Raw genomic sequence first — 18,824 nt, forward strand, 5'->3', positions numbered from 1 at the left:
TTCAGGCCGGCCGACGCCACGCCGGGGTGGGCCCGTATCGATTCGAGCACGAGGCGGCCGAGTTCGCCGTCGTCGCCGAGGCCCCGCACTTCGATCCAGGCGCGGTCGTCACCGCGCCAGCAGTGCCGGCTCAGTGTTTCGCGGGACAGCTCGCCGGAAACCGCCTTGGCCCCGTCGCGCAGCGGCGCCGTGCCGGCCTCCAAACACGCCTCGAAACACACCTTGGTGACCGAACCCGCCGTCTTACCCAACGTTTCGGCGACGTCCGCGGCGACCGTGACCGATGCGACGGTAAGCGCGGTGGTCGCCTGAATGCCAGTCGCGAGGGCGCGCAGCGGCAGAGACCGTGTTATGGACTTGGCAATGCTCAACGGGTGCTCAACACCGCCGTCAGTTGGTGCTGCGCAGCTCGGTGCTACCTGCCCGGCGCCCGCTCGCCTTCTTGGCCGGTGCCTTGGCGGTTGTCTTCTGTGGTGGAGCTTTTTCCGGCTCGGACTCGCTAGGTACCGAGGTCAGTTTCGCCTTCACCGGCGGCCCGGAGTCCCCGGGTTTCTTGTTCATCCGGCGCAACAACAACGCGCCGCCCCCGACGGCCAACAGGATCGGCCACTCGACAATTCCGGTGACGCCGAGCGCGCCGATGGCCAACGCGGCCGCCGGCGTCGACTTGGTGCCGGTGCTGAGTCCGCGCTGCACGCCCTCCGCGACTCCTTTTACGCCGCCGACAACGCCGTTGACCGCCGCGCCGCCGACGGCGCCCGCGGCAGCCGTGGTCACCGTGGCGGCCTGACTCACCGTTCGACCAACGCTGCGGACCGCTCCGCCGACGACTCCCATGATGACTCCCTGGCTTGTAATCGTTTATCTACTCTGGGCCGCACACTTCACAGCACGCATGTCTACTAAAAGCCTGCCACGTTACCAACGCCAGGACAACGAAGAGTGACTGGAGAGTGTCTGCCGGTTATGTAGTCGAGTCGTCGCGTATATCGACGAAGACCGGCGCGTGGTCACTGGGCGCCTTACCCTTGCGCTCCTCGCGGACGATCTGCGCGTCGACGACGCGGCGCGCCAGTGCGGGGGAGCCGAGGATGAAGTCGATCCGCATTCCCTGCCGCTTCGGAAAGCGCAGCTGGGTGTAGTCCCAGTAGGTGTAGACCCCCGGTCCGGGGGCGAAAGGCCTTACCAGGTCAGCGAATTGGGCCTCGACTATGGCATTGAACGCCTTGCGCTCCGGTGCCGAGACATGCGTGGCCCCGGCATAGAACTCGGTGCTCCACACGTCGTCGTCGGTCGGGGCGATGTTCCAGTCACCGGCCAGCGCGATGGCGGCGGCGGGATCGTCGCGTAACCAGCCTTCAGCCGTATTCTTTAGCGCCGCAAGCCAATCCAACTTGTAGGTGTAATGCGGATCACCCAGGGCGCGACCGTTGGGCACGTACAGGCTCCACACCCGGACACCGCCGCAGGTGGCGCCCAGGGCGCGGGCTTCCGCCGTGGCCGCCACCTCCGGCTTACGGCTCCAGGTGGGTTGGCCGTCGAAGCCGATCCGGACATCGTCGATACCGACCCGCGATGCGATTGCCACGCCGTTCCATTGATCGAAACCGACATGTGCGACCTCGTAGCCGAGTTCGAACAGTGGCAGCGCGGGGAACTGTCCGTCGGCGCACTTGGTCTCCTGCATGGCCAATACGTCGACCTCGGCGCGGGCAAGCCAGTCCAGGACGCGGTCCAGGCGGGTGCGAATCGAATTCACGTTCCAAGTGGCCAGCCGGATGGTGCCCTCGGGCATGGCTAGAGGCTATCGGGTGGCCGCAGGTAGCGGCGGCGATGGTGCAGCCCGAAACCCAGGGGTTGGGCCGGGCCGGCGCCCGGCACGCTCAGGTAGGCGCGGGTCGCGCCGCGCCGAGCGCCCCAAGCCAGCAGCGCTTCATACAGTGGCGCGGCGCGGGACTGGTCGCCGGTTGCCCACAGCCCCACCCACCGAGTGCCGTCCGGCGCGTCGGTGACGGCCGCGCGCGCGGCCACCCCGGGGTAGCTGCCGAAAGCAAGTTCACCGTCGTCGACGGCGGTTAAGACGTCAACGGGTATCCGGCGGTCGTCGAGCCGCAGCCAGGTGTCGTCGGGACGGGCGGACACGATGATCAAGCGGTCGGTCGGGCGGGTGCTCGCGTCGCCGACATCGCGCATCAGGTCGCGCACCAGGAGGCGTTCGGTGTGTTCGGGCACCCATCCGGTCGGCTGGCGCAGCAGCCGGTCCGGGATGGCCAGCCGAGGCGTGCGCCCGCGGGCCCGGTACCAGTCGGCGATCGCGGGGACGGTACCCGCTCGGGCCGAGATGTCCAGCGGCACTGCCGAATCGGCGGGAGTGGCTTCGTGGCTGGCCCGCAGCAGCCAGCCGTCCAGCCAGCAGCGTTGCGCACCGGGCCAGGCCTTGGCGGCCGCGTGCTCGACGGCCCGGATCTCCGCGGTGCGCACCGGAGCATCGGTGAGAACCCGCACCGCCACGACATCGGTGGGGGCGATGTCGACCGTCGCGCCGGTCTTGGTCCGCACCCGCACCGTCGGGGCGACGGTCAGCAGCTGGCCCACCGCGTCGGTCAGCGGCGGGACAGACCCGGGCGGCCGGCGGTAGCGAACCGTCACCCGCGTCCCGGCGTCCGGCCACGAGATCGCCATCAGTGACCGAACGGGTCGGGCCCCTCGCCCGGCAGCCACGACAGCCCGGGTACGCCCCAGCCGTGTGACTTGACCGCCCGTTTGGCGCTGCGGGCATACCGGCCGATGAGACAGTCCAGGTACAGGAAGCCATCCAGGTGCCCGGTTTCGTGCTGCAGCATCCGCGCGAACAGGCCGGTGCCCTCGATGTCGACCGGCGTGCCGTCGGCGCCGAGGCCGGTGACCCGCGCCCACTTGGCCCGCCCGGTGGGAAACGATTCGCCGGGAACCGACAGGCAACCCTCCTCGTCGTTATCCGGGTCGGGCATGGTTTCGGGGATTTCGGACGTCTCGAGCACCGGGTTGATGACCACCCCTCGGCGGCGCGCGGTTTTGCCGCGGTCCTCGGCGCAGTCGTAGACGAACACCCGCAGTCCGTAGCCGATCTGGTTGGCGGCCAGGCCGACGCCGTACGCGGCGTCCATGGTGTCGTACATGTCGGTGATCAGCTGCGGCAGATCGGCCGGCAGCGATCCGTCGGCGCCGACCGGTATCGGCTTCGTCGGAGTGTGCAAGACGGGATCGCCCACGATGCGAATAGGAACGACTGCCATGGTCGGCTAGCTTAGGCGGGCCGGCGCGGGGTACCGGTGCCGCCGGTGGCTGGTGTGGCGATGTGACGCAGCGGTCGACGACGTCCCGGAGCCGGTGACCGGGTCGATGCGGCCAGCGCGGCGGGAAGCAGGACAATGCACCCAATCGGCCGACTCGCGGGTCAGGGTAACCGGGCAACAGTTCCGGGCGTGGTTCAATATTCGCCGGAACATGCGCCTTTGTAGGTCAAGTCATTCGAGCTAAGTGAGCATTCGCCGGAAGGGCCCAGGGGAAGCAATATGGACGGCGCTATGGCGCGGGCAAATCGAGCGGGGGACGACTCTGACATTGCCGAAGGTCTGACCCGTCGCGAGCACGACATCCTGGCTTTCGAACGTCAATGGTGGAAGTTCGCCGGCGCCAAGGAAGAAGCGATCAAAGAGCTGTTCTCCATGTCGGCGACACGCTATTACCAAGTGCTCAACGCGCTGGTTGACCGACCCGAGGCGCTGGCCGCGGACCCCATGCTGGTGAAACGGCTGCGGCGGCTGCGAGCTAGCCGTCAGAAGGCGCGGGCGGCGCGTCGCCTCGGCTTCGAGGTGACCTGACACCCGTCCACCTTTTTGACGCGCCGTTACAGGTTTCGGGCCACTCCTGGCTACAGTGGGCTCGATGAACGAGCGCGTACCCGACTCTACGGGGCTTCCCCTGCGGGCCATGGTGATGGTGCTGCTGTTCTTGGGCATCATCTTCCTGCTGCTTGGCTGGCAGGCTCTGGGTTCGTCCGGGAAATCCGATGACGACTCGTCGACGGTGGCCGGCATGACGACCACCAGCACCGCGCCCACCTCGACCAGCGCCAAGCCCGCGGCGAACCAGGCCGAGGTGCGGGTATACAACATCTCCGGCAAAGAGGGAGTCGCCGGGCGTACCGCGGACCAACTCAAGGCGGCCGGTTTCAAAGTGACCGAGGTCACCAACCTCGCCGTGTCGGAAGTCTCCGTCACCACCGTTTACTACGGCGACGCCGAGGGCGAGCGGGCCACCGCGGACGCGGTGGGACAGAAACTGGGAGCGCCCGTCGAGCGGCGCATCGCCGAAGTTGCCGACCAACCGCCCGGCGTCATCGTCCTCGTCACGGGTTGAGCCCGACTTCCCAGCGGGTCGTTTCGACCCGCTCGGTAGTAAGGGGGGCGCCAGGCTAGGCTCTCCGCTATGTCTATGCCCGCCGGTCACCGCCACGTCGTAGCCACCACCCTGTCCACCCTGTCCGCGGCCGTTTGCGTCGCGCTGGTAAGCGCGTGCTCATCACCGCAACACGCCTCGACGACACCGGGTACCACGCCGTCGATCTGGACCGGATCACCCGCGCCGTCGGAGGGCCGGGGCCATCAGGAGGGGGTGCCCGGCGCACAGGGCTTGACCACTCAGCTGCGGGCGCCCGACGGCACCGAGGTGGCGACCGCCAAGTTCGAGTTCGCCAACGGGTTCGCGACCATCACGATCGCGACAACCGGCACCGGCCGCCTCGCGCCCGGCTTCCACGGCGTGCACATCCACCAGGCGGGCAAGTGCGAGCCCAATTCGGTCGCTCCGTCCGGCGGCGCTCCCGGCGACTTCCTATCCGCCGGCGGGCACTTTCAGGTGCCCGGGCGTGCCAAGGCCGGTCAATCCAATGGTGACTTGACGTCGCTGCAGGTGCGCGGTGACGGCAGCGGCATGCTGGTGACCACCACCGATGCCTTCACGATGGACGACCTGGTGAGCGGCGAGAAAACCGCGATCATCATCCACGCCGGTGCCGACAACTTCGCCAACATCCCGGCGGACCGTTACACCCAGGCCAACGGAACCCCGGGGCCCGATCAGACCACGATGACCACCGGTGACGCCGGCAAGCGGGTGGCGTGTGGTGTCATCGGTGCCGGCTAGCTCGCCGGTCAACAGGGCGCCCGGTAAAGGTGATGCCCGCATCGATTTCGCCCCGTCACCGCGGCCGACTGTCGGTGTCGAATGGGAGTTCGCGCTGGTCGACGCGCATACCCGAGATCTGAGCAACGAAGCCACCGCGGTCATCGCCGAGATCGGTGAAAACCCGCGCGTCCACAAGGAACTGCTGCGCAACACCGTCGAGGTGGTCAGCGGTATCTGTGACTGTGCCGCCGAGGCGATGCAGGATCTGCGTGACACCCTGGGCTCAGCGCGCCGGATCGTCCGGGACCGCGGTATGGAGCTGTTCTGCGCCGGCACTCACCCGTTCGCGCGGTGGTCGACCCAGAAGCTCACCGACGCGCCACGCTACGCCGAGCTGATCAAGCGCACCCAATGGTGGGGCCGCCAGATGCTGATCTGGGGCGTGCACGTCCACGTCGGGATCTCGTCGGCCAACAAGGTGATGCCGATCATCTCGTCGCTGCTCAACTACTACCCCCATCTGCTGGCGCTGTCGGCGTCCTCACCCTGGTGGGGCGGCGAAGACACCGGCTATGCCAGTAACCGGGCGATGATGTTTCAGCAGCTGCCCACCGCCGGGTTGCCGTTCCAGTTCCAGACCTGGGCCGAGTTCGAAGGCTTCGTCTACGACCAGAAGAAGACCGGCATCATCGACCACATGGACGAAATCCGTTGGGACATAAGACCTTCACCACATCTCGGTACCATCGAGGTGCGGGTGTGCGACGGGATCTCCAACTTGCGTGAGCTCGGCGCGCTGGTCGCCTTCACCCATTGCCTGGTGGTCGACCTGGACCGCCGACTCGACGCCGGTGAGACGCTGCCCACCATGCCCCCCTGGCATGTCCAGGAAAACAAGTGGCGCGCCGCCCGTTACGGCCTGGACGCTGTGATCATCTTGGACGCCGACAGTAACGAGCGGCTGGTCACCGAGGACCTCGACGATCTGCTGACCCGGCTGGAGCCGGTCGCCAAGTCGCTGAATTGTGCCGACGAGCTTGCCGCGGTGGCCGATATCCCCCGGGTGGGTGCTTCCTATCAGCGGCAGCGGCGGGTGGCCGAGGACCATGACGGCGACCTGCGCGCCGTCGTCGATGCGCTGGTTGCCGAACTAGACATTTGAGGCTGTCGGATGACGGCGACAAAACCGTTCGAGTTGGCGATGTTCCCGCTCGAGTCGGCGCTACTGCCCGACGAAGAGCTGCCGTTACGCATCTTCGAACCGCGTTACAGCGCGCTGGTGCGGCACTGCATCGACACCGGTGATCCGTTTGGCGTGGTGCTCATCGTGCGGGGGCGGGAAGTGGGGGGCGGCGATTCCCGGTATGACGTCGGAACGCTGGCCAGCATCAGCGAATGCATCGATCAGGGTGCGGGTCGCTATCAACTGCGTTGCCGGACAGGAGAGCGGATCCGGGTGTGTGACTGGCTACCCGACGATCCCTATCCGCGGGCGAGGGTAGTGCTTTGGCCGGACGAACCGGGAGATCGCGTGACGGAAAGCCAATTCCGCAACGCTGAAAATCGGGTCATGGATTTGTTCCAGCGCATCGCGGCCGTCCGCGGCGTCCGCCTGCCGGATCGCGATGTGGTGCTGGGCTATACGTACGACGACACTGGTGAGGTTGGAAAACTCTTGTATACGTTGGCGTCTCGAGTACCGATGGGACCGGCCGACCGTTACGCCGTGTTGTCGGCGCCAACGGCCGCCAACCGGCTGACCGCAATGCTGGAGGCGGTGGATTCCATTGCCGCGATGGTCGAATTTCAATTGTCCGAGTAGCGCGGTGCTGATTCAGTTACCGCGCGCAGCGCAGTCCTGGCCGAGCCGCCTTCGAGCGACAAGTTGAGGCGCGCAACGCCTTTGTCACCTGCTGACGCGGTTGGGTCGGAGCCTGGCGCCGCCGAGTGTGCCATGAGGGTTTTCGAGTGTGTGTCTATGGCATCGATATTGCATCCAGGGCGGTGATCGGGCACTTCTTCCGCCCTGGATACACAGTCGACGCCCTGGATACACAGTCGACGCCCTGGGCGCACAGTCGACGCCGTCATCGCACGCTCGATGCTGCGACATGACAATCGATTCGGTGAGCGTGGTGTGGCCGAGAACAGAGCCAAGGCTTGCGCAAGTCGACTTGTCGACAGGCATTCCCGGTCACTGGTCACCCTGAATTTCCGAGTGCGGTGGGCAGGACGAACATCCGGCCCCGGGCGGCGTCACAACGTCTTGGCGAACGCGCGCAAAGACTGCACCTGCAGCGGATCCAGCGACGGCCGGACGATTCCCCGGGCAGCGGCCAGGTCCGCGGCGGTGACGTCGGCGGCATCGATGGAACGCCGCATCGCGGTCAGGGCGGCCTCGCGGAGCAGGGCCACGCAGTCGGCGGCGCTGTACCCGTCGAGCCCGGCGGCCACCTCGTCCAGGTCGACGTCGGCGGCCAGCGGGACCGATCTGCCGGCGGTGCGCAGAATTTCGCGCCGCGCCGCCGCGTCGGGTGGTTCGACGAACACCAGGCGTTCCAGCCGCCCCGGGCGCAGCAGCGCGGGGTCGATCAGGTCGGGCCGGTTGGTGGCGCCGAGCACCACGACGTCGCGCAGCGGGTTGATGCCGTCGAGCTCGGTCAGCAGGGCCGCCACCACCCGGTCGCTCACTCCGGAGTCGAAGCTTTGGCCGCGCCGAGGTGCGAGCGCGTCGACTTCGTCGAGAAACACCAGGGACGGCGCGGAGTCGCGGGCGCGCCGAAACAATTCGCGCACTGCCTTTTCCGACGAGCCCACCCACTTGTCCATCAGCTCGGAACCCTTGACCGCGTGCACGCTCAGCTGCCCGGTACTGGCCAGCGCACGCACCACAAAGGTCTTGCCACACCCGGGCGGGCCGTAGAGCAACACCCCGCGGGGCGGCTCGACCCCCAACCGGGCGAAGGTATCCGGGTGCTGCAACGGCCACAACACCGACTCGGTCAGCGCCTGCTTGGCCTCGACCATGTCGCCGACGTCGTCGAGCGTGATGCTGCCGACGGCGACCTCTTCGCTGGCCGAGCGGGACAGCGGCCGGATGACGGTCAGCGCGCCGACCAGGTCTTCCTGGTTCAGCGTCGGCGACTGGCCGTCCGCGCTGGCCCGCGAGGCGGCCCGCAATGCCCCCTCGCGCAGCAGCGCCGCCAGGTCGGCAACTACGAAACCCGGTGTGCGGCTGGCAATTTCGTCGAGATCAAGGTCGCCGGTGGGGACGTGCTTGAGCAGCGCTTCCAGCAATGCCCTGCGGGTGCCGGCGTCGGGCAGCGGCAGACCGAGTTCCCGGTCCAGCAGCTCGGGTGCGCGCAGCCGCGCATCGATCTGGTCGGGCCGGGCGGTGGTGGCGATCACCGCCACGCCGTCGGTGGCCACCGCGGTGCGCAACTCGGCCAGGATCAGCGAGGCCACCGGCTCGGCGGTCGCCGGCAACAACGCGTCGACGTCGATGATCAGCAGCACCCCGCCGCCGTCCCGCACCGCCGTGACTGCCTTCACGGCAGCGGCGACGGCTTTGAGCCGGTCTTCGGCAGCCAGCGCGCCGACCTCCGGTCCGTCCAGCTCCACCAGCCGGCGCCCGGCGCACACCGCGCGCACCAACGTCACCTTGCCGACGCCGGCCGGACCCGACACCAGCACCCCCAGGTTGGGGCCCGCCCCCAGAGTCTTGAGCAGGTGGGGCTCGTCGAGCGCCAGCTTGAGCCATTCGGTGAGCTTGGCGGCCTGCGGCTGGGTGCCCTTGAGCTCTTCGACCAGGATCTCCGGGGTGGCGACGCTGGCTTTCTCCGCGGCCGTCGACGCCCGGTAGGGCACCCCGGAGCCCCAGGTCACCAGGGAGTTCGGCTGCACGCTGACCGGCCCTTCGGGATCGACGCCGGTCACCGTTAACAGCTCCGAAGTCCAGCTGATCCCGACCGAAGCCGCCAATGCCCGGGTGGCCGTCGACGTGGAGGTTCCAGGACCCAGGTCGCGGGGAAGCAGTGACACCGCGTCGCCGACCGTCAGCACCTTGCCGAGCAGGGCTTGGCGCAAGGTGAGCGGCGAGATCGACTGAGAGGCCAGCGTCGAGCCGCTCAGCGTCACCGTTCGCGCGCCGTAGACGGTGACCGCGTTGACGAGCACCGCGGTGCCCTCTCGGACTCCCGCGTTGGACAGCGTGACGTCGTCCAGCAGGATGGTGCCGACCGGAATCTGCGGGCCGGCCATGCCGGCCACCGCTGCGCTGGTTCGGGACCCGGTCAGCGATACCGCGTCCCACTCCCGAATGCCCAGGGCGGCAATCGCGCTCGGGTGCAGCCGCACCACACCCCGGCGCGAGTCGACGGCCGAGGTATTCAGCCGCGCAGTCAGCGTGAGCTGCGTTGCCGACGCATCACCGGGACGAGTCACAACCGCCGGCCCGGCTTACGCAGCCCCAGCCGCGCCATCGACCGCCGGTGCGGTTGCGCTCGGCGGATCGCGCGCCGGGCGGCACGTCGTTGCTTGGGTTTTTCGCCCCACACCTCGGGATGTTCGGCCAGCCAGCGCTTGCTGCGTACCGCGAACGGGATGTGGCACACGTACGAGATGATGATGACCCAGATCAGGATGTAAGGAGCCAGGACGGAGGCGGCCGCCACGATGGCCAGCACCGCCAACAGCGGGGCCGCCAGGTTGGGCGGCACCGCGACGGTGTGGATCTTCTTCATGGGGATCGCACTGACCATGAGCAGCGACGTGCCGGTGATCCAGAAGGCCAGAAAATACACCGACGTCCACCAGCCCTCGCCGAACTGCAATTTGAGGCCGATAAGACCGATCATCGACACCGCGCCCGCCGGTGCGGGCATTCCGACGAAGAATTCCTTGGCGTAGGGGGGCAAGGTGCCGTCGTCTAGCTGCGCGTTGTACCTGGCCAACCGCAACACCACACATACCGCATACAGCAACACCACCATCCAGCCGACCGGCCACTTGGACAGCATCGTTACGTAGACCACCAGCGCAGGTGTCACGCCGAAGTTGACCGCATCGGCCAGGGAGTCGATTTCGGCGCCCATCCGCGACTGGGCGTCCAGGATGCGGGCCACCCGGCCGTCGAGGGCGTCGAGGATGGCGGCCACGGCGATCAGTGCCATCGCGGGTATCGGCTTGTGGTCGAGGGCGAACTTGATCGAGGTCAAACCCGCGCAGATGGACAGCACCGTCATCGCACTGGGCAACAGATGCAGGTTCACCCCTCGTCTGATCCGAGGCTTGGTGGTCATGGCAGCTCGGCCAGTACAGTCTCGCCGGCGATCGCCCGCTGACCCTCCCTGACCACGGGCTCCGCGCCGGGCGGCAGGTAGGTGTCCAGCCGCGAGCCGAACCGGATCAGGCCGTAGGTGTCACCGATCGACAGCTTGTCCCCGACGTGTGCGTCGCACACGATGCGGCGTGCCACCAACCCGGCGATCTGCACGACTATGACCTCTGAGACCTGCGAGCCGCTAGAGGTGCGGATCCGCACACTGGTGCGTTCGTTGTCGGCGCTGGCCGAGGGCAGGTCAGCGGATCCGAAGCGACCGGGCCGGTGTTGCACGGCGATCACTTCGCCGCTCACCGGTGACCGCTGCACGTGGACGTCGAAAATCGACAAGAAGATGCTGACCCGGGGCAGCGGTGCGGCGCCCATGCTGAGTTCGGCGGGCGGTGCCGCGGAGTCGATCACGCAAATCACGCCGTCCGCCGGCGCGACGATGACGCCCGGCCGGGTCGGCGATACCCGGGAGGGGTGCCGGAAAAAGCCCGCAGACGCACCCGCGGCCAGCAGACCCGTCCGGCGCAGCCAGCGAAGATCACGTCCGGTGGCGGCCTGACCCAGAATCGCGGCCGACGCCGCTGCCAGGCCGGCAGCGATGAACGGCCGCCCCGCCGGGTGGATCGGCGGAACGGTGGATCGCACCAACGCCAGCAGGTGCTGCGGGCTCAACGTCGGTTCCGGAAAGGAGGTGCCCTCCTGAGCGGAAGGGCGGGGGCGTCGTGCCACGCGGTCATCTTACGGAAGGCGGGCGTGCGGTGTGTCCGAGTCGATCCGGTGGCCCTGGCTAACTGATGGGACCGCCGCTGATCGGCGGACTGAGATCAGGACAGATCCCAGACCTGCACCTCGGTTCCGGCGAACACCTCGACGACGTCCTCCGGTATGTCCAGCAGCGCGTTGGCCGACGCCAGCCAGCGCAGATGGTGGGAGGCCGGCGGGCCGTAACTGGTGACCTGTCCGCTGTCGGCGTCCAGCACCGCCCTCCGGAACTGCCGTTTGCCGCGCGGCGAGGTCACCGACTCGGTCAGCATCGCGGCCCGCCGCGGCCGGAACGCATCGGGAAAACCCATGGCCATGCGCAATGCCGGCCGGATGAACACCTCGAAGGACACCAGCGCGCTCACCGGATTGCCCGGGAGGGTCACGATCGGTGTGCCCGCCACCACGCCGACGCCCTGCGGCATCCCGGGCTGCATCGCCACCTTGACGAATTCCACGCCCTGGTCGCCGGCCCGCCCGAAGGCGTCTTTGACCACTTCGTACGCCCCGGCGCTGACGCCGCCGCTGGTGATGATCAGGTCGGCGTCAGCCGCGCGGCGCTCGATGATCGCGGCGAACTGCGCGACGTCGTCGCCGGCGGTCTCGGTGGCCGCCACCATGGCACCCGCGTCGCGCACCGCGGCGGCCAGCATGACGGCGTTGGACTCATAGATCTGCCCCGGCCGCAGCGGGTTGCCCGGCGGCACCAGTTCGGATCCGGTGGAGATCACCAGCACCCGTTGGCGCGGAATCACGGTCAGTTCGGGCAGTCCCAGGGCCGCGGCCAAACCGAGCGCGGCCGGCGTCGCATGTTGGCCGGCGTGCAGCACGGTGGTGCCGGCGGCGACGTCTTCGCCGGCGCGCCGGATGTGCTTACCCAGCATGGCCCGCTGTCGGATCGCCACCGTCTGCACCCCGCCGTCGGTGACTTCGACGGGGACGACAGCCGTGGCACCGGACGGCATTGGCGCGCCCGTCATGATGCGGTGCGCGGTGCCGCGTGCCAGCCGCAGTTCGTCGGTGCGCCCGGCTGGGATGTCCTCGGCCACCGGCAACGTCACCGGATGCTCGGCCGTCGCGCCCGCGGTGTCCTCGGCGCGAACCGCGTACCCGTCCATCGCCGAGTTGTCGAACACCGGCAGCGACAGCGGAGCGATCACGTCGCCGGCCAGGACCAGGCCCTGGGCTTCGCTGAGCGCAACCGTCACCGCCGGACGTGCTCGGATCATGTCGGTGACGATGAACTGGTGTTCTGCTACTGATCGCACCCGGCCATTATGGTCGCTAGACCGGGAAGTGGACGCCGGTCAGTTCCTCGGAGACCGCCCACAGCCGGCGTTGCAGCTCCTCGTCGTGTGAGGCAGCGCTGGACTGCACCAGCTTGGGGTGGCCGCGTTGCTCGGCGAAACCGTCGGGACCGTAGTACTGCCCGCCCTTGACGGACGGGTCGGCGGCGGCCCGCAGTGTCGGCAGCGCACCCATCTCCGCGCTCTGGAACAGCACCGGCCCGAAGATGTTGGACAGCGGTCGCACAATCCGCGGCAGGTGGCGCGCCAATTCGGTGTTGGAGCCGCCCGGGTGGGCGGCGACGGCGATGGTGGCGGCCTTGGGATCTGCCGCCAGCCGGCGCTGCAACTCGTAGGTGAACAGCAGGTTGGCCAGTTTGGACTGGCCGTAGGCGGCGATGCGGTCGTAGCGTTGTTCCCATTGCAGGTCGTCGAAGTGGATCGCGGCGCGAATCCGGTGGCCCAGACTGCTGACCGTCACCACCCGCGAACCGCGCACCGGCAGCAGCCGGTCGAGCAGCAGGCCGGTCAGCGCGAAGTGACCGAGATGGTTGGTGCCGAACTGCATCTCGAACCCGTCCTCGGTGACCTGCCGGGGCGTCCACATCACCCCGGCGTTGTTGACCAGCAGGTCGATCCGGGAATACGCCGAACGCAGCGCCTCGGCGGCGGCGCGCACCGAACCCAGCGAGCCCAGGTCGAGCTGCTGCAGCGTGACGTCTACTTTCTGGGCATTTCGGCCCGCGGCGGCGACGATGCGCGCCAGGGCGGCGTTGCCCTTCTCCAGGTTGCGTACCGCCAGCACCACGTGCGCGCCACGGAAGGCCAGCGCCGCGGCGGTGTGGTAGCCCAGGCCGGTGTTGGCGCCGGTGACGACGGCCACCCGGCCGCTTTGATCCGGGATGTCGGCTCGCGACCACTTGCGGTTCGCCGTGGCGTTTTTCGAGACGTCAGAGGTCATGGGGCACAAGATACTCAGTGGCGTCAACGGCGGCGCCCGGCGCTACGGCCTGAGTAAAGTTGAGAACGTGATTACCGGTTTGGCGCACACCGGCATCTGCGTACCCGACTGTGCGGCCGCGGTGGCGTTCTATCGCGAGGTACTGGGCCTGCAAGTGCTCTCGCCACCGTTCGTCATCGGCGGTAACGCCATTCGCGACGACATGGGCGAGCTGGTGTCCGACCCCACGATGAAGGCGGCGATCGTCGGCCTGCCCGGCGACGGCGACCGCGTCCTCGAGGTCATCGAGTACCTCAACGTCGAAGGTTCCGATCAACGGGCCGCGGCGGCCCTGAGCGATCACGGCCTGACGCACGTCGCGTTGATCTGCGACGATCTCGACGCCACCCGCGCCGACCTGGAAAGCAAAGGGGTGCGCTTTCTGGTCGACGGGATCGCCGAGGTGGCGCGGGTCCGCACCACGTGGTTCGCCGACCCGTGGGGAGTGGTGTTCATTCTGGTCGAGAAGAGCCGGCCGGAACGACCCTATTTCGCGCAATGGCACTGAAGCCGCGGGTCGCGGTGATCGGAGCCGGCGCCGGCGGCATCGCGATGGGCATCCAACTCGCCGGCGGCGGGTACGACTTCACCATCTTCGACCGCGCCGAAGGCTTCGGCGGCACTTGGCGGCACAACACGTTCCCGGGCGCGGCCTGTGACGTGCCGTCGCACCTGTACTCGTATTCGTTCGCGCCCAACCCGCGCTGGAGTAAGACGTACGCGAACCAGCCGGAGATCCTGGCCTATCTGGAGAAGGTCGCTGCCGACTACGGACTGCAGGCCCAGCTGCGGCCCAACACCGCGGTCACCACGGCACGCTGGTCAGATGCCCGCAAGCGCTGGATGCTGACCACCGACGACGGCCGCCGGCATGAATCCGACGTCCTCATCAGCGCCGTCGGGATGCTCGACGTGCCCAACATCCCGGATATCCCAGGGGCGCAACGGTTTCGCGGCCGGCAGTTCCATTCGGCGCGCTGGGATCACACCAAGTCGACGGCGGGCGAGCGGGTGGCGTCCATCGGCACCGGCGCCAGCGCAATCCAGTACGTGCCGGCGATCGCCGCGCAGGCCGCGCACCTGACCGTGTTCCAGCGGACCCCGATCTGGATTTCCCCGCGATTCGACATCCCGTTCACCGCCGAGCAGCAGGAGCTGTTCGAGCGCGACCCGGCCACCGCCCGGAAACTTCGCGACGAGGCCTTCGACTCCTACGAGTCGTCCAGCTTCGACATCGACGCGGCGCAGACCAGGGAGGCAACCGAACTGGCCCGCGGCTACCTGCTGCGCAAGGTGGCCGACCCCGAACTGCGCGCCAAGCTGACTCCGGACTATCCGGTCGGCTGTAAACGGCCACTGATGTCGCGCGACTGGTACCCCACGTTTTCGCTGCCCAACGTCAGCCTGGAAACCACCGCTATCGCCGAACTGACCGAACACGGCGTGCGCACCGTCGACGGCGTCGAACATCGCGTCGACACCGTCATCTACGGCACCGGGTTTCACGCCGCCGACTACCTGGCCAGCATCGACGTCTACGGGACCGGCGGCCGTCGGCTCCGCGAGGATTGGCGCGACGGCGCGGAGGCGTATCTGGGCACCCTGGTCGCCGGGTATCCGAACTTCTTCATGCTCTACGGCCCCAACACCAATGGGGTCAACTCGATCATCTACATCCACGAGGCGCAGACGACCTTCATCCGCCACATCCTCGACGTGCTGACCGGCCGCCGGGCGCGCACCGTCGAGGTGACGCCCGCGGCGCAGCGGCGCTACAACGACGAGATCCAGGCCGCCATGGAAGGCAAGGTGTGGCTGGCGTGTGCCAACTACTTCCGGCATCCCAGCGGGAAGGTCGTCACCCAACTGCCCTACAGCGGCCGGACGTTCTTCGAGCGCACCCGCGCCATGGTGCCCGGCGACTACTGGATCCAGTAGGTGATGCGGGGCGCGAAGGCTGCCGGAATCGATCACCGACCCCTTCCTTGCACTCGGCATGGGCGAGTGCTAAGAATGACGTTGGCACTCTCCACCGGCGAGTGCTAGGTCGGGACGGTGAGGTCCAGCCGCAACAGCTGCGATCGTCCGTCGCGGGCACTGCGCCCGGCCAGCGTAAGTAACGGGGTGGTCGTCACCCGGCGGCCCCAGTTTCATTCCCAATCCGGAGGAATCACTTCGCAATGGCCAAGACAATTGCGTACGACGAAGAGGCCCGTCGCGGCCTCGAGCGGGGCCTCAATGCCCTCGCCGACGCGGTAAAGGTGACGTTGGGACCCAAGGGTCGCAACGTCGTCCTGGAGAAGAAGTGGGGCGCCCCCACGATCACCAACGATGGGGTTTCCATCGCCAAGGAGATCGAACTGGAGGACCCGTACGAGAAGATCGGCGCCGAGCTGGTCAAGGAAGTCGCCAAGAAGACCGACGACGTCGCCGGCGACGGCACCACCACGGCCACTGTGCTCGCGCAGGCGTTGGTCAAAGAGGGCCTGCGCAACGTCGCGGCCGGCGCCAACCCACTGGGCCTGAAGCGCGGCATCGAGAAGGCAGTCGAGAAGGTCACCGAGACGCTGCTCAAGGGCGCCAAGGAGGTCGAGACCAAGGAGCAGATCGCTGCCACCGCGGCCATCTCCGCGGGTGACCAGTCGATCGGCGACCTGATCGCCGAGGCGATGGACAAGGTGGGCAACGAGGGTGTCATCACCGTCGAGGAGTCCAACACCTTCGGCCTGCAGCTCGAGCTCACCGAGGGTATGCGGTTCGACAAGGGCTACATCTCCGGCTACTTCGTCACCGACGCCGAGCGTCAGGAAGCAGTTCTGGAGGACCCCTACATCCTGCTGGTCAGCTCCAAGGTGTCCACCGTCAAGGACCTGCTGCCGCTGCTGGAGAAGGTCATCCAGGCCGGCAAGCCGCTGCTGATCATCGCCGAGGACGTCGAGGGCGAGGCGCTGTCCACCCTGGTCGTCAACAAGATCCGCGGCACCTTCAAGTCGGTGGCGGTCAAGGCGCCCGGCTTCGGTGACCGCCGCAAGGCGATGCTGCAGGACATGGCGATCCTCACCGGCGGTCAGGTGATCAGCGAGGAGGTCGGCCTGACCCTGGAGAACGCCGACCTGAGCCTGCTTGGTAAGGCTCGCAAGGTCGTCGTCACCAAGGACGAGACCACCATCGTCGAGGGCGCCGGTGACTCCGACGCCATCGCCGGGCGGGTGGCGCAGATCCGCGCCGAGATCGAGAACAGCGACTCCGACTACGACCGCGAGAAGCTGCAGGAGCGCCTGGCCAAGCTGGCCGGCGGTGTTGCGGTGATCAAGGCCGGTGCCGCCACCGAGGTGGAGCTCAAGGAGCGCAAGCACCGCATCGAGGACGCGGTGCGCAACGCCAAGGCGGCCGTCGAGGAGGGCATCGTCGCCGGCGGCGGCGTAACCCTGCTGCAGGCCGCGCCCACGCTGGACGAGCTCAAGCTCGAGGGCGACGAAGCCACCGGGGCAAACATCGTCAAGGTGGCGCTGGAGGCCCCGCTGAAGCAGATCGCGTTCAACTCGGGCCTGGAGCCCGGCGTGGTCGCCGAGAAGGTCCGTAACCTGCCCGCGGGGCATGGCCTCAACGCCGCGACCGGTGTGTACGAGGACCTGCTCAAGGCCGGCGTTGCCGACCCGGTCAAGGTAACCCGTTCGGCGCTGCAGAACGCGGCGTCCATCGCGGGGCTGTTCCTGACCACCGAGGCCGTCGTCGCCGACAAGCCCGAGAAGGAAAAGGCCGCCATGCCCGGTGGCGGCGACATGGGAGGCATGGACTTCTAAGTCCCGGTACGAAAAGCCCGGCCTGCTTTTGCAGGCCGGGCTTTTTCGCGCGCCGAGACTGCGTACCCGGCTGCAGGACCGGGCCAACCTAGACGCCCACCGCAGTTTCGACGCAATGGCCGCAGACTGGACACGCGCGCAGGGCACGCTACGGCGCCGAGAACACCACACAGTCGTGGCGGCAGCCTTTGGCCGCTGCGGGGGAGTCGGGGTCGGCCTCGCGGTGCAGCAGCGCGCGGGTGGGCACCACCCCCAGACGGACGGTCTCCTCACCGGCTTGTGCTACTTCAGCGCTGCCGTCAACGATCAGCGAATAGCCGCCGGGCTCACGCGCGGGCCATAGCAGCGTCACGTCGCGGCGCTGCGCCAGGTTCTTGCGGGTTCCTCCGCCGACCAGCCCCACGTCGAGGACGACCCCGCGCAGTACCGGCTCGACGGTCACGGTGTGCGCGCGGTAGTCGTCATCGACGGTGATCAGGTAGGCGAAGGGATAATCGGCCAAGGCGGCGGCCAGCCGCGTGAGGTCTACCTTTTTGGCGCCCATGCAATCGAGGATAGGCGCCGGTAAAGACGGGCCGATGGGCGCTGCTGGGCTAGTCGGGCTAGTCGGACCGAACCGGCAGCTTGATGCCGGTGCCGGGGTCGGCAGGTTCGCGGCTGGGGTAGAAGGTCGACTTGGGGATGCCCGACCCGGGAACGCCCGGAGCGCCGCTGACCGGCTCACGGACCGGGGCGTTGCGCACACCCGAGTCGTTGCTGCCCGAGTTGTAGAAACCGGTGTACCCGCTACCCGGGTTGCGCAGCCCGGCATTCGCCGGCGAGCCGGTGCCGGCAGTGGCGCCGCCGCTGTTCGCGGCCCCGGGGTCAACTGCCGCGGGAGGAGTGATCGGCGTCGCCGCCGGGGGTGTGGCCGGGGCCGGGTTGAGCGCGTTTGCCAGACCCGGGTGCACGCCGCCCGTCTGACCGAGGGCGGAGCTGAGAATGCTCGAGCTCAAGGTTGCCGTGCCACCGGTTGCGTAGCTCGCGGAGTTGGCCAAGCCGGCGTCCAGGCCGGCCGTGCCCGGCACGTTGTTCTGCAGCACTGATTGCCACAGGCCCGCGCTCATGGCGCCGTTGCCGAAGCCGGTGTTGATGTTTCCCGAGTTCCCAAACCCGTTGTTGAGGAAGCCCGAGTTGCCGATTCCCAGGTTTCCGTTGCCGGAGTTGAAAAAGCCGATGTTGCCGGTGCCGGAGTTGCCGAAGCCGATGTTGCCGCTACCGGAATTGAAGCCGCCGAAACCGACCTGGTTATTGCCGGTCAGCCCAACACCGACGTCATGATTGCCGGTACTGCCGAAGCCGAGGTTGCTATTGCCCAGGTTGCCCATGCCGACGTTGTTGTTGCCCGTCATGACGAGGCCGATGTAGCACATGCACGAGTACGAGAAGCCCTCGGAGAACTAGCCGGGCATGGCGAACACGTCCATCGACAA

19 protein-coding genes are annotated in these 18,824 nt (G+C 67.9%); 8 read left to right on the forward strand and 11 right to left on the reverse strand.

Annotated elements, in window-relative coordinates:
* Window positions 1-390: 390 nt before the first annotated feature.
* The 4 genes from BST40_RS12640 to BST40_RS12655 form a co-directional block, all read right to left on the reverse strand.
* Entirely contained in the window at window positions 391-837 is a 447-nt protein-coding gene (locus tag BST40_RS12640; RefSeq protein ID WP_075546272.1) for a hypothetical protein, read from the reverse strand.
* A gap of 127 nt (window positions 838-964) precedes the next feature.
* Window positions 965-1,780: an exodeoxyribonuclease III gene (locus BST40_RS12645; protein ID WP_176357533.1), complete on the reverse strand. Its 816-nt coding sequence runs from the start codon at window positions 1,778-1,780 to the stop codon at window positions 965-967.
* Window positions 1,781-1,797: 17 nt separating this feature from the next.
* The gene (locus BST40_RS12650; RefSeq protein WP_083154428.1) at window positions 1,798-2,682 is read right to left on the reverse strand and encodes an N-acetylglutamate synthase, CG3035 family; all 885 of its coding nucleotides are present in this window, start codon (window positions 2,680-2,682) and stop codon (window positions 1,798-1,800) included.
* Complete coding sequence (locus BST40_RS12655) at window positions 2,682-3,275, reverse strand: peptide deformylase (protein ID WP_075546269.1); 594 nt, start codon at window positions 3,273-3,275, stop codon at window positions 2,682-2,684. Before BST40_RS12655 ends, BST40_RS12650 begins: the two co-directional genes overlap by 1 nt.
* Window positions 3,276-3,554: 279 nt before the next feature.
* Between BST40_RS12655 and BST40_RS12660 the strand changes: the two genes are divergently transcribed.
* The 5 genes from BST40_RS12660 to BST40_RS12680 all read left to right on the forward strand — a co-directional run bounded on the left by BST40_RS12660 (window position 3,555) and on the right by BST40_RS12680 (window position 6,991).
* Window positions 3,555-3,863 carry a nucleoid-associated protein NapA gene (locus tag BST40_RS12660; protein ID WP_023370272.1) on the forward strand — a complete coding sequence of 103 codons (309 nt, stop codon included), beginning with the start codon at window positions 3,555-3,557 and terminating at the stop codon, window positions 3,861-3,863.
* 64 nt (window positions 3,864-3,927) lie between these two features.
* On the forward strand, window positions 3,928-4,401 hold the full coding sequence (locus BST40_RS12665) for a LytR C-terminal domain-containing protein (RefSeq protein WP_075546268.1): 474 nt from the start codon (window positions 3,928-3,930) through the stop codon (window positions 4,399-4,401).
* Window positions 4,402-4,470: 69 nt separating this feature from the next.
* The gene (gene sodC, locus BST40_RS12670; protein WP_075546267.1) at window positions 4,471-5,187 is read left to right on the forward strand and encodes a superoxide dismutase[Cu-Zn]; all 717 of its coding nucleotides are present in this window, start codon (window positions 4,471-4,473) and stop codon (window positions 5,185-5,187) included.
* Entirely contained in the window at window positions 5,168-6,331 is a 1,164-nt protein-coding gene (locus BST40_RS12675) for a glutamate--cysteine ligase (protein ID WP_099185049.1), read from the forward strand. The genes sodC and BST40_RS12675 overlap by 20 nt, the downstream gene beginning before the upstream one ends.
* Before the next feature lie 9 nt (window positions 6,332-6,340).
* Window positions 6,341-6,991: an LON peptidase substrate-binding domain-containing protein gene (locus tag BST40_RS12680; protein WP_075546266.1), complete on the forward strand. Its 651-nt coding sequence runs from the start codon at window positions 6,341-6,343 to the stop codon at window positions 6,989-6,991.
* 434 nt (window positions 6,992-7,425) lie between these two features.
* Here the strand turns inward: BST40_RS12680 and BST40_RS12685 are convergent, their stop codons facing one another.
* The 5 genes from BST40_RS12685 to BST40_RS12705 form a co-directional block, all read right to left on the reverse strand.
* Complete coding sequence (locus tag BST40_RS12685; RefSeq protein ID WP_083154430.1) at window positions 7,426-9,612, reverse strand: AAA family ATPase; 2,187 nt, start codon at window positions 9,610-9,612, stop codon at window positions 7,426-7,428.
* Complete coding sequence (gene pssA / locus BST40_RS12690; RefSeq protein WP_075546264.1) at window positions 9,609-10,469, reverse strand: CDP-diacylglycerol--serine O-phosphatidyltransferase; 861 nt, start codon at window positions 10,467-10,469, stop codon at window positions 9,609-9,611. Before pssA ends, BST40_RS12685 begins: the two co-directional genes overlap by 4 nt.
* Window positions 10,466-11,230, reverse strand: a complete 765-nt coding sequence (locus BST40_RS12695) for a phosphatidylserine decarboxylase (RefSeq protein ID WP_082275323.1) — start codon at window positions 11,228-11,230, stop codon at window positions 10,466-10,468. Before BST40_RS12695 ends, pssA begins: the two co-directional genes overlap by 4 nt.
* Before the next feature lie 95 nt (window positions 11,231-11,325).
* On the reverse strand, window positions 11,326-12,531 hold the full coding sequence (gene moeA, locus BST40_RS12700; protein ID WP_075546263.1) for a molybdopterin molybdotransferase MoeA: 1,206 nt from the start codon (window positions 12,529-12,531) through the stop codon (window positions 11,326-11,328).
* Window positions 12,532-12,547: 16 nt separating this feature from the next.
* Window positions 12,548-13,510 (reverse strand): SDR family NAD(P)-dependent oxidoreductase, encoded by a 963-nt coding sequence (locus BST40_RS12705; RefSeq protein ID WP_075546262.1) that lies wholly within the window; start codon window positions 13,508-13,510, stop codon window positions 12,548-12,550.
* Between BST40_RS12705 and BST40_RS12710 the strand changes: the two genes are divergently transcribed.
* The 3 genes from BST40_RS12710 to groL all read left to right on the forward strand — a co-directional run bounded on the left by BST40_RS12710 (window position 13,509) and on the right by groL (window position 17,352).
* A complete protein-coding gene (locus tag BST40_RS12710) occupies window positions 13,509-14,057 on the forward strand; it encodes a VOC family protein (RefSeq protein ID WP_240316558.1) in 549 nt (182 codons plus the stop codon). The two genes, BST40_RS12705 and BST40_RS12710, sit on opposite strands and share 2 nt — an antisense overlap.
* Window positions 14,048-15,487: a flavin-containing monooxygenase gene (locus BST40_RS12715; RefSeq protein WP_075546261.1), complete on the forward strand. Its 1,440-nt coding sequence runs from the start codon at window positions 14,048-14,050 to the stop codon at window positions 15,485-15,487. Before BST40_RS12710 ends, BST40_RS12715 begins: the two co-directional genes overlap by 10 nt.
* A gap of 242 nt (window positions 15,488-15,729) precedes the next feature.
* On the forward strand, window positions 15,730-17,352 hold the full coding sequence (gene groL, locus BST40_RS12720; protein WP_075546260.1) for a chaperonin GroEL: 1,623 nt from the start codon (window positions 15,730-15,732) through the stop codon (window positions 17,350-17,352).
* Between the two features lie 148 nt (window positions 17,353-17,500).
* Here the strand turns inward: groL and BST40_RS12725 are convergent, their stop codons facing one another.
* Complete coding sequence (locus tag BST40_RS12725; RefSeq protein WP_075546259.1) at window positions 17,501-17,896, reverse strand: hypothetical protein; 396 nt, start codon at window positions 17,894-17,896, stop codon at window positions 17,501-17,503.
* Window positions 17,897-17,954: 58 nt separating this feature from the next.
* Window positions 17,955-18,764, reverse strand: coding sequence for a pentapeptide repeat-containing protein (locus tag BST40_RS12730; protein WP_083154431.1), 810 nt, complete (start codon window positions 18,762-18,764; stop codon window positions 17,955-17,957).
* Between the last annotated feature and the right edge of the window lie 60 nt (window positions 18,765-18,824).

It is taken from the genome of Mycobacterium persicum (genome assembly GCF_002086675.1).
Taxonomy (GTDB): domain Bacteria; phylum Actinomycetota; class Actinomycetes; order Mycobacteriales; family Mycobacteriaceae; genus Mycobacterium; species Mycobacterium persicum.

Bases quoted from the DNA above. Each gene is read 5' to 3' on its own strand.
- BST40_RS12665 (WP_075546268.1), top strand. From the start codon at position 3,928: ATGAACGAGCGCGTACCCGACTCTACGGGGCTTCCCCTGCGGGCCATG.
- pssA (WP_075546264.1), bottom strand. From the start codon at position 10,469: ATGACCACCAAGCCTCGGATCAGACGAGGGGTGAACCTGCATCTGTTG.
- BST40_RS12730 (WP_083154431.1), bottom strand. From the start codon at position 18,764: ATGTGCTACATCGGCCTCGTCATGACGGGCAACAACAACGTCGGCATG.
- sodC (WP_075546267.1), top strand. From the start codon at position 4,471: ATGTCTATGCCCGCCGGTCACCGCCACGTCGTAGCCACCACCCTGTCC.
- BST40_RS12680 (WP_075546266.1), top strand. From the start codon at position 6,341: ATGACGGCGACAAAACCGTTCGAGTTGGCGATGTTCCCGCTCGAGTCG.
- BST40_RS12705 (WP_075546262.1), bottom strand. From the start codon at position 13,510: ATGACCTCTGACGTCTCGAAAAACGCCACGGCGAACCGCAAGTGGTCG.
- BST40_RS12725 (WP_075546259.1), bottom strand. From the start codon at position 17,896: ATGGGCGCCAAAAAGGTAGACCTCACGCGGCTGGCCGCCGCCTTGGCC.
- BST40_RS12640 (WP_075546272.1), bottom strand. From the start codon at position 837: ATGGGAGTCGTCGGCGGAGCGGTCCGCAGCGTTGGTCGAACGGTGAGT.
- BST40_RS12715 (WP_075546261.1), top strand. From the start codon at position 14,048: ATGGCACTGAAGCCGCGGGTCGCGGTGATCGGAGCCGGCGCCGGCGGC.
- BST40_RS12655 (WP_075546269.1), bottom strand. From the start codon at position 3,275: ATGGCAGTCGTTCCTATTCGCATCGTGGGCGATCCCGTCTTGCACACT.
- BST40_RS12650 (WP_083154428.1), bottom strand. From the start codon at position 2,682: ATGGCGATCTCGTGGCCGGACGCCGGGACGCGGGTGACGGTTCGCTAC.
- BST40_RS12660 (WP_023370272.1), top strand. From the start codon at position 3,555: ATGGACGGCGCTATGGCGCGGGCAAATCGAGCGGGGGACGACTCTGAC.
- groL (WP_075546260.1), top strand. From the start codon at position 15,730: ATGGCCAAGACAATTGCGTACGACGAAGAGGCCCGTCGCGGCCTCGAG.
- BST40_RS12710 (WP_240316558.1), top strand. From the start codon at position 13,509: ATGGGGCACAAGATACTCAGTGGCGTCAACGGCGGCGCCCGGCGCTAC.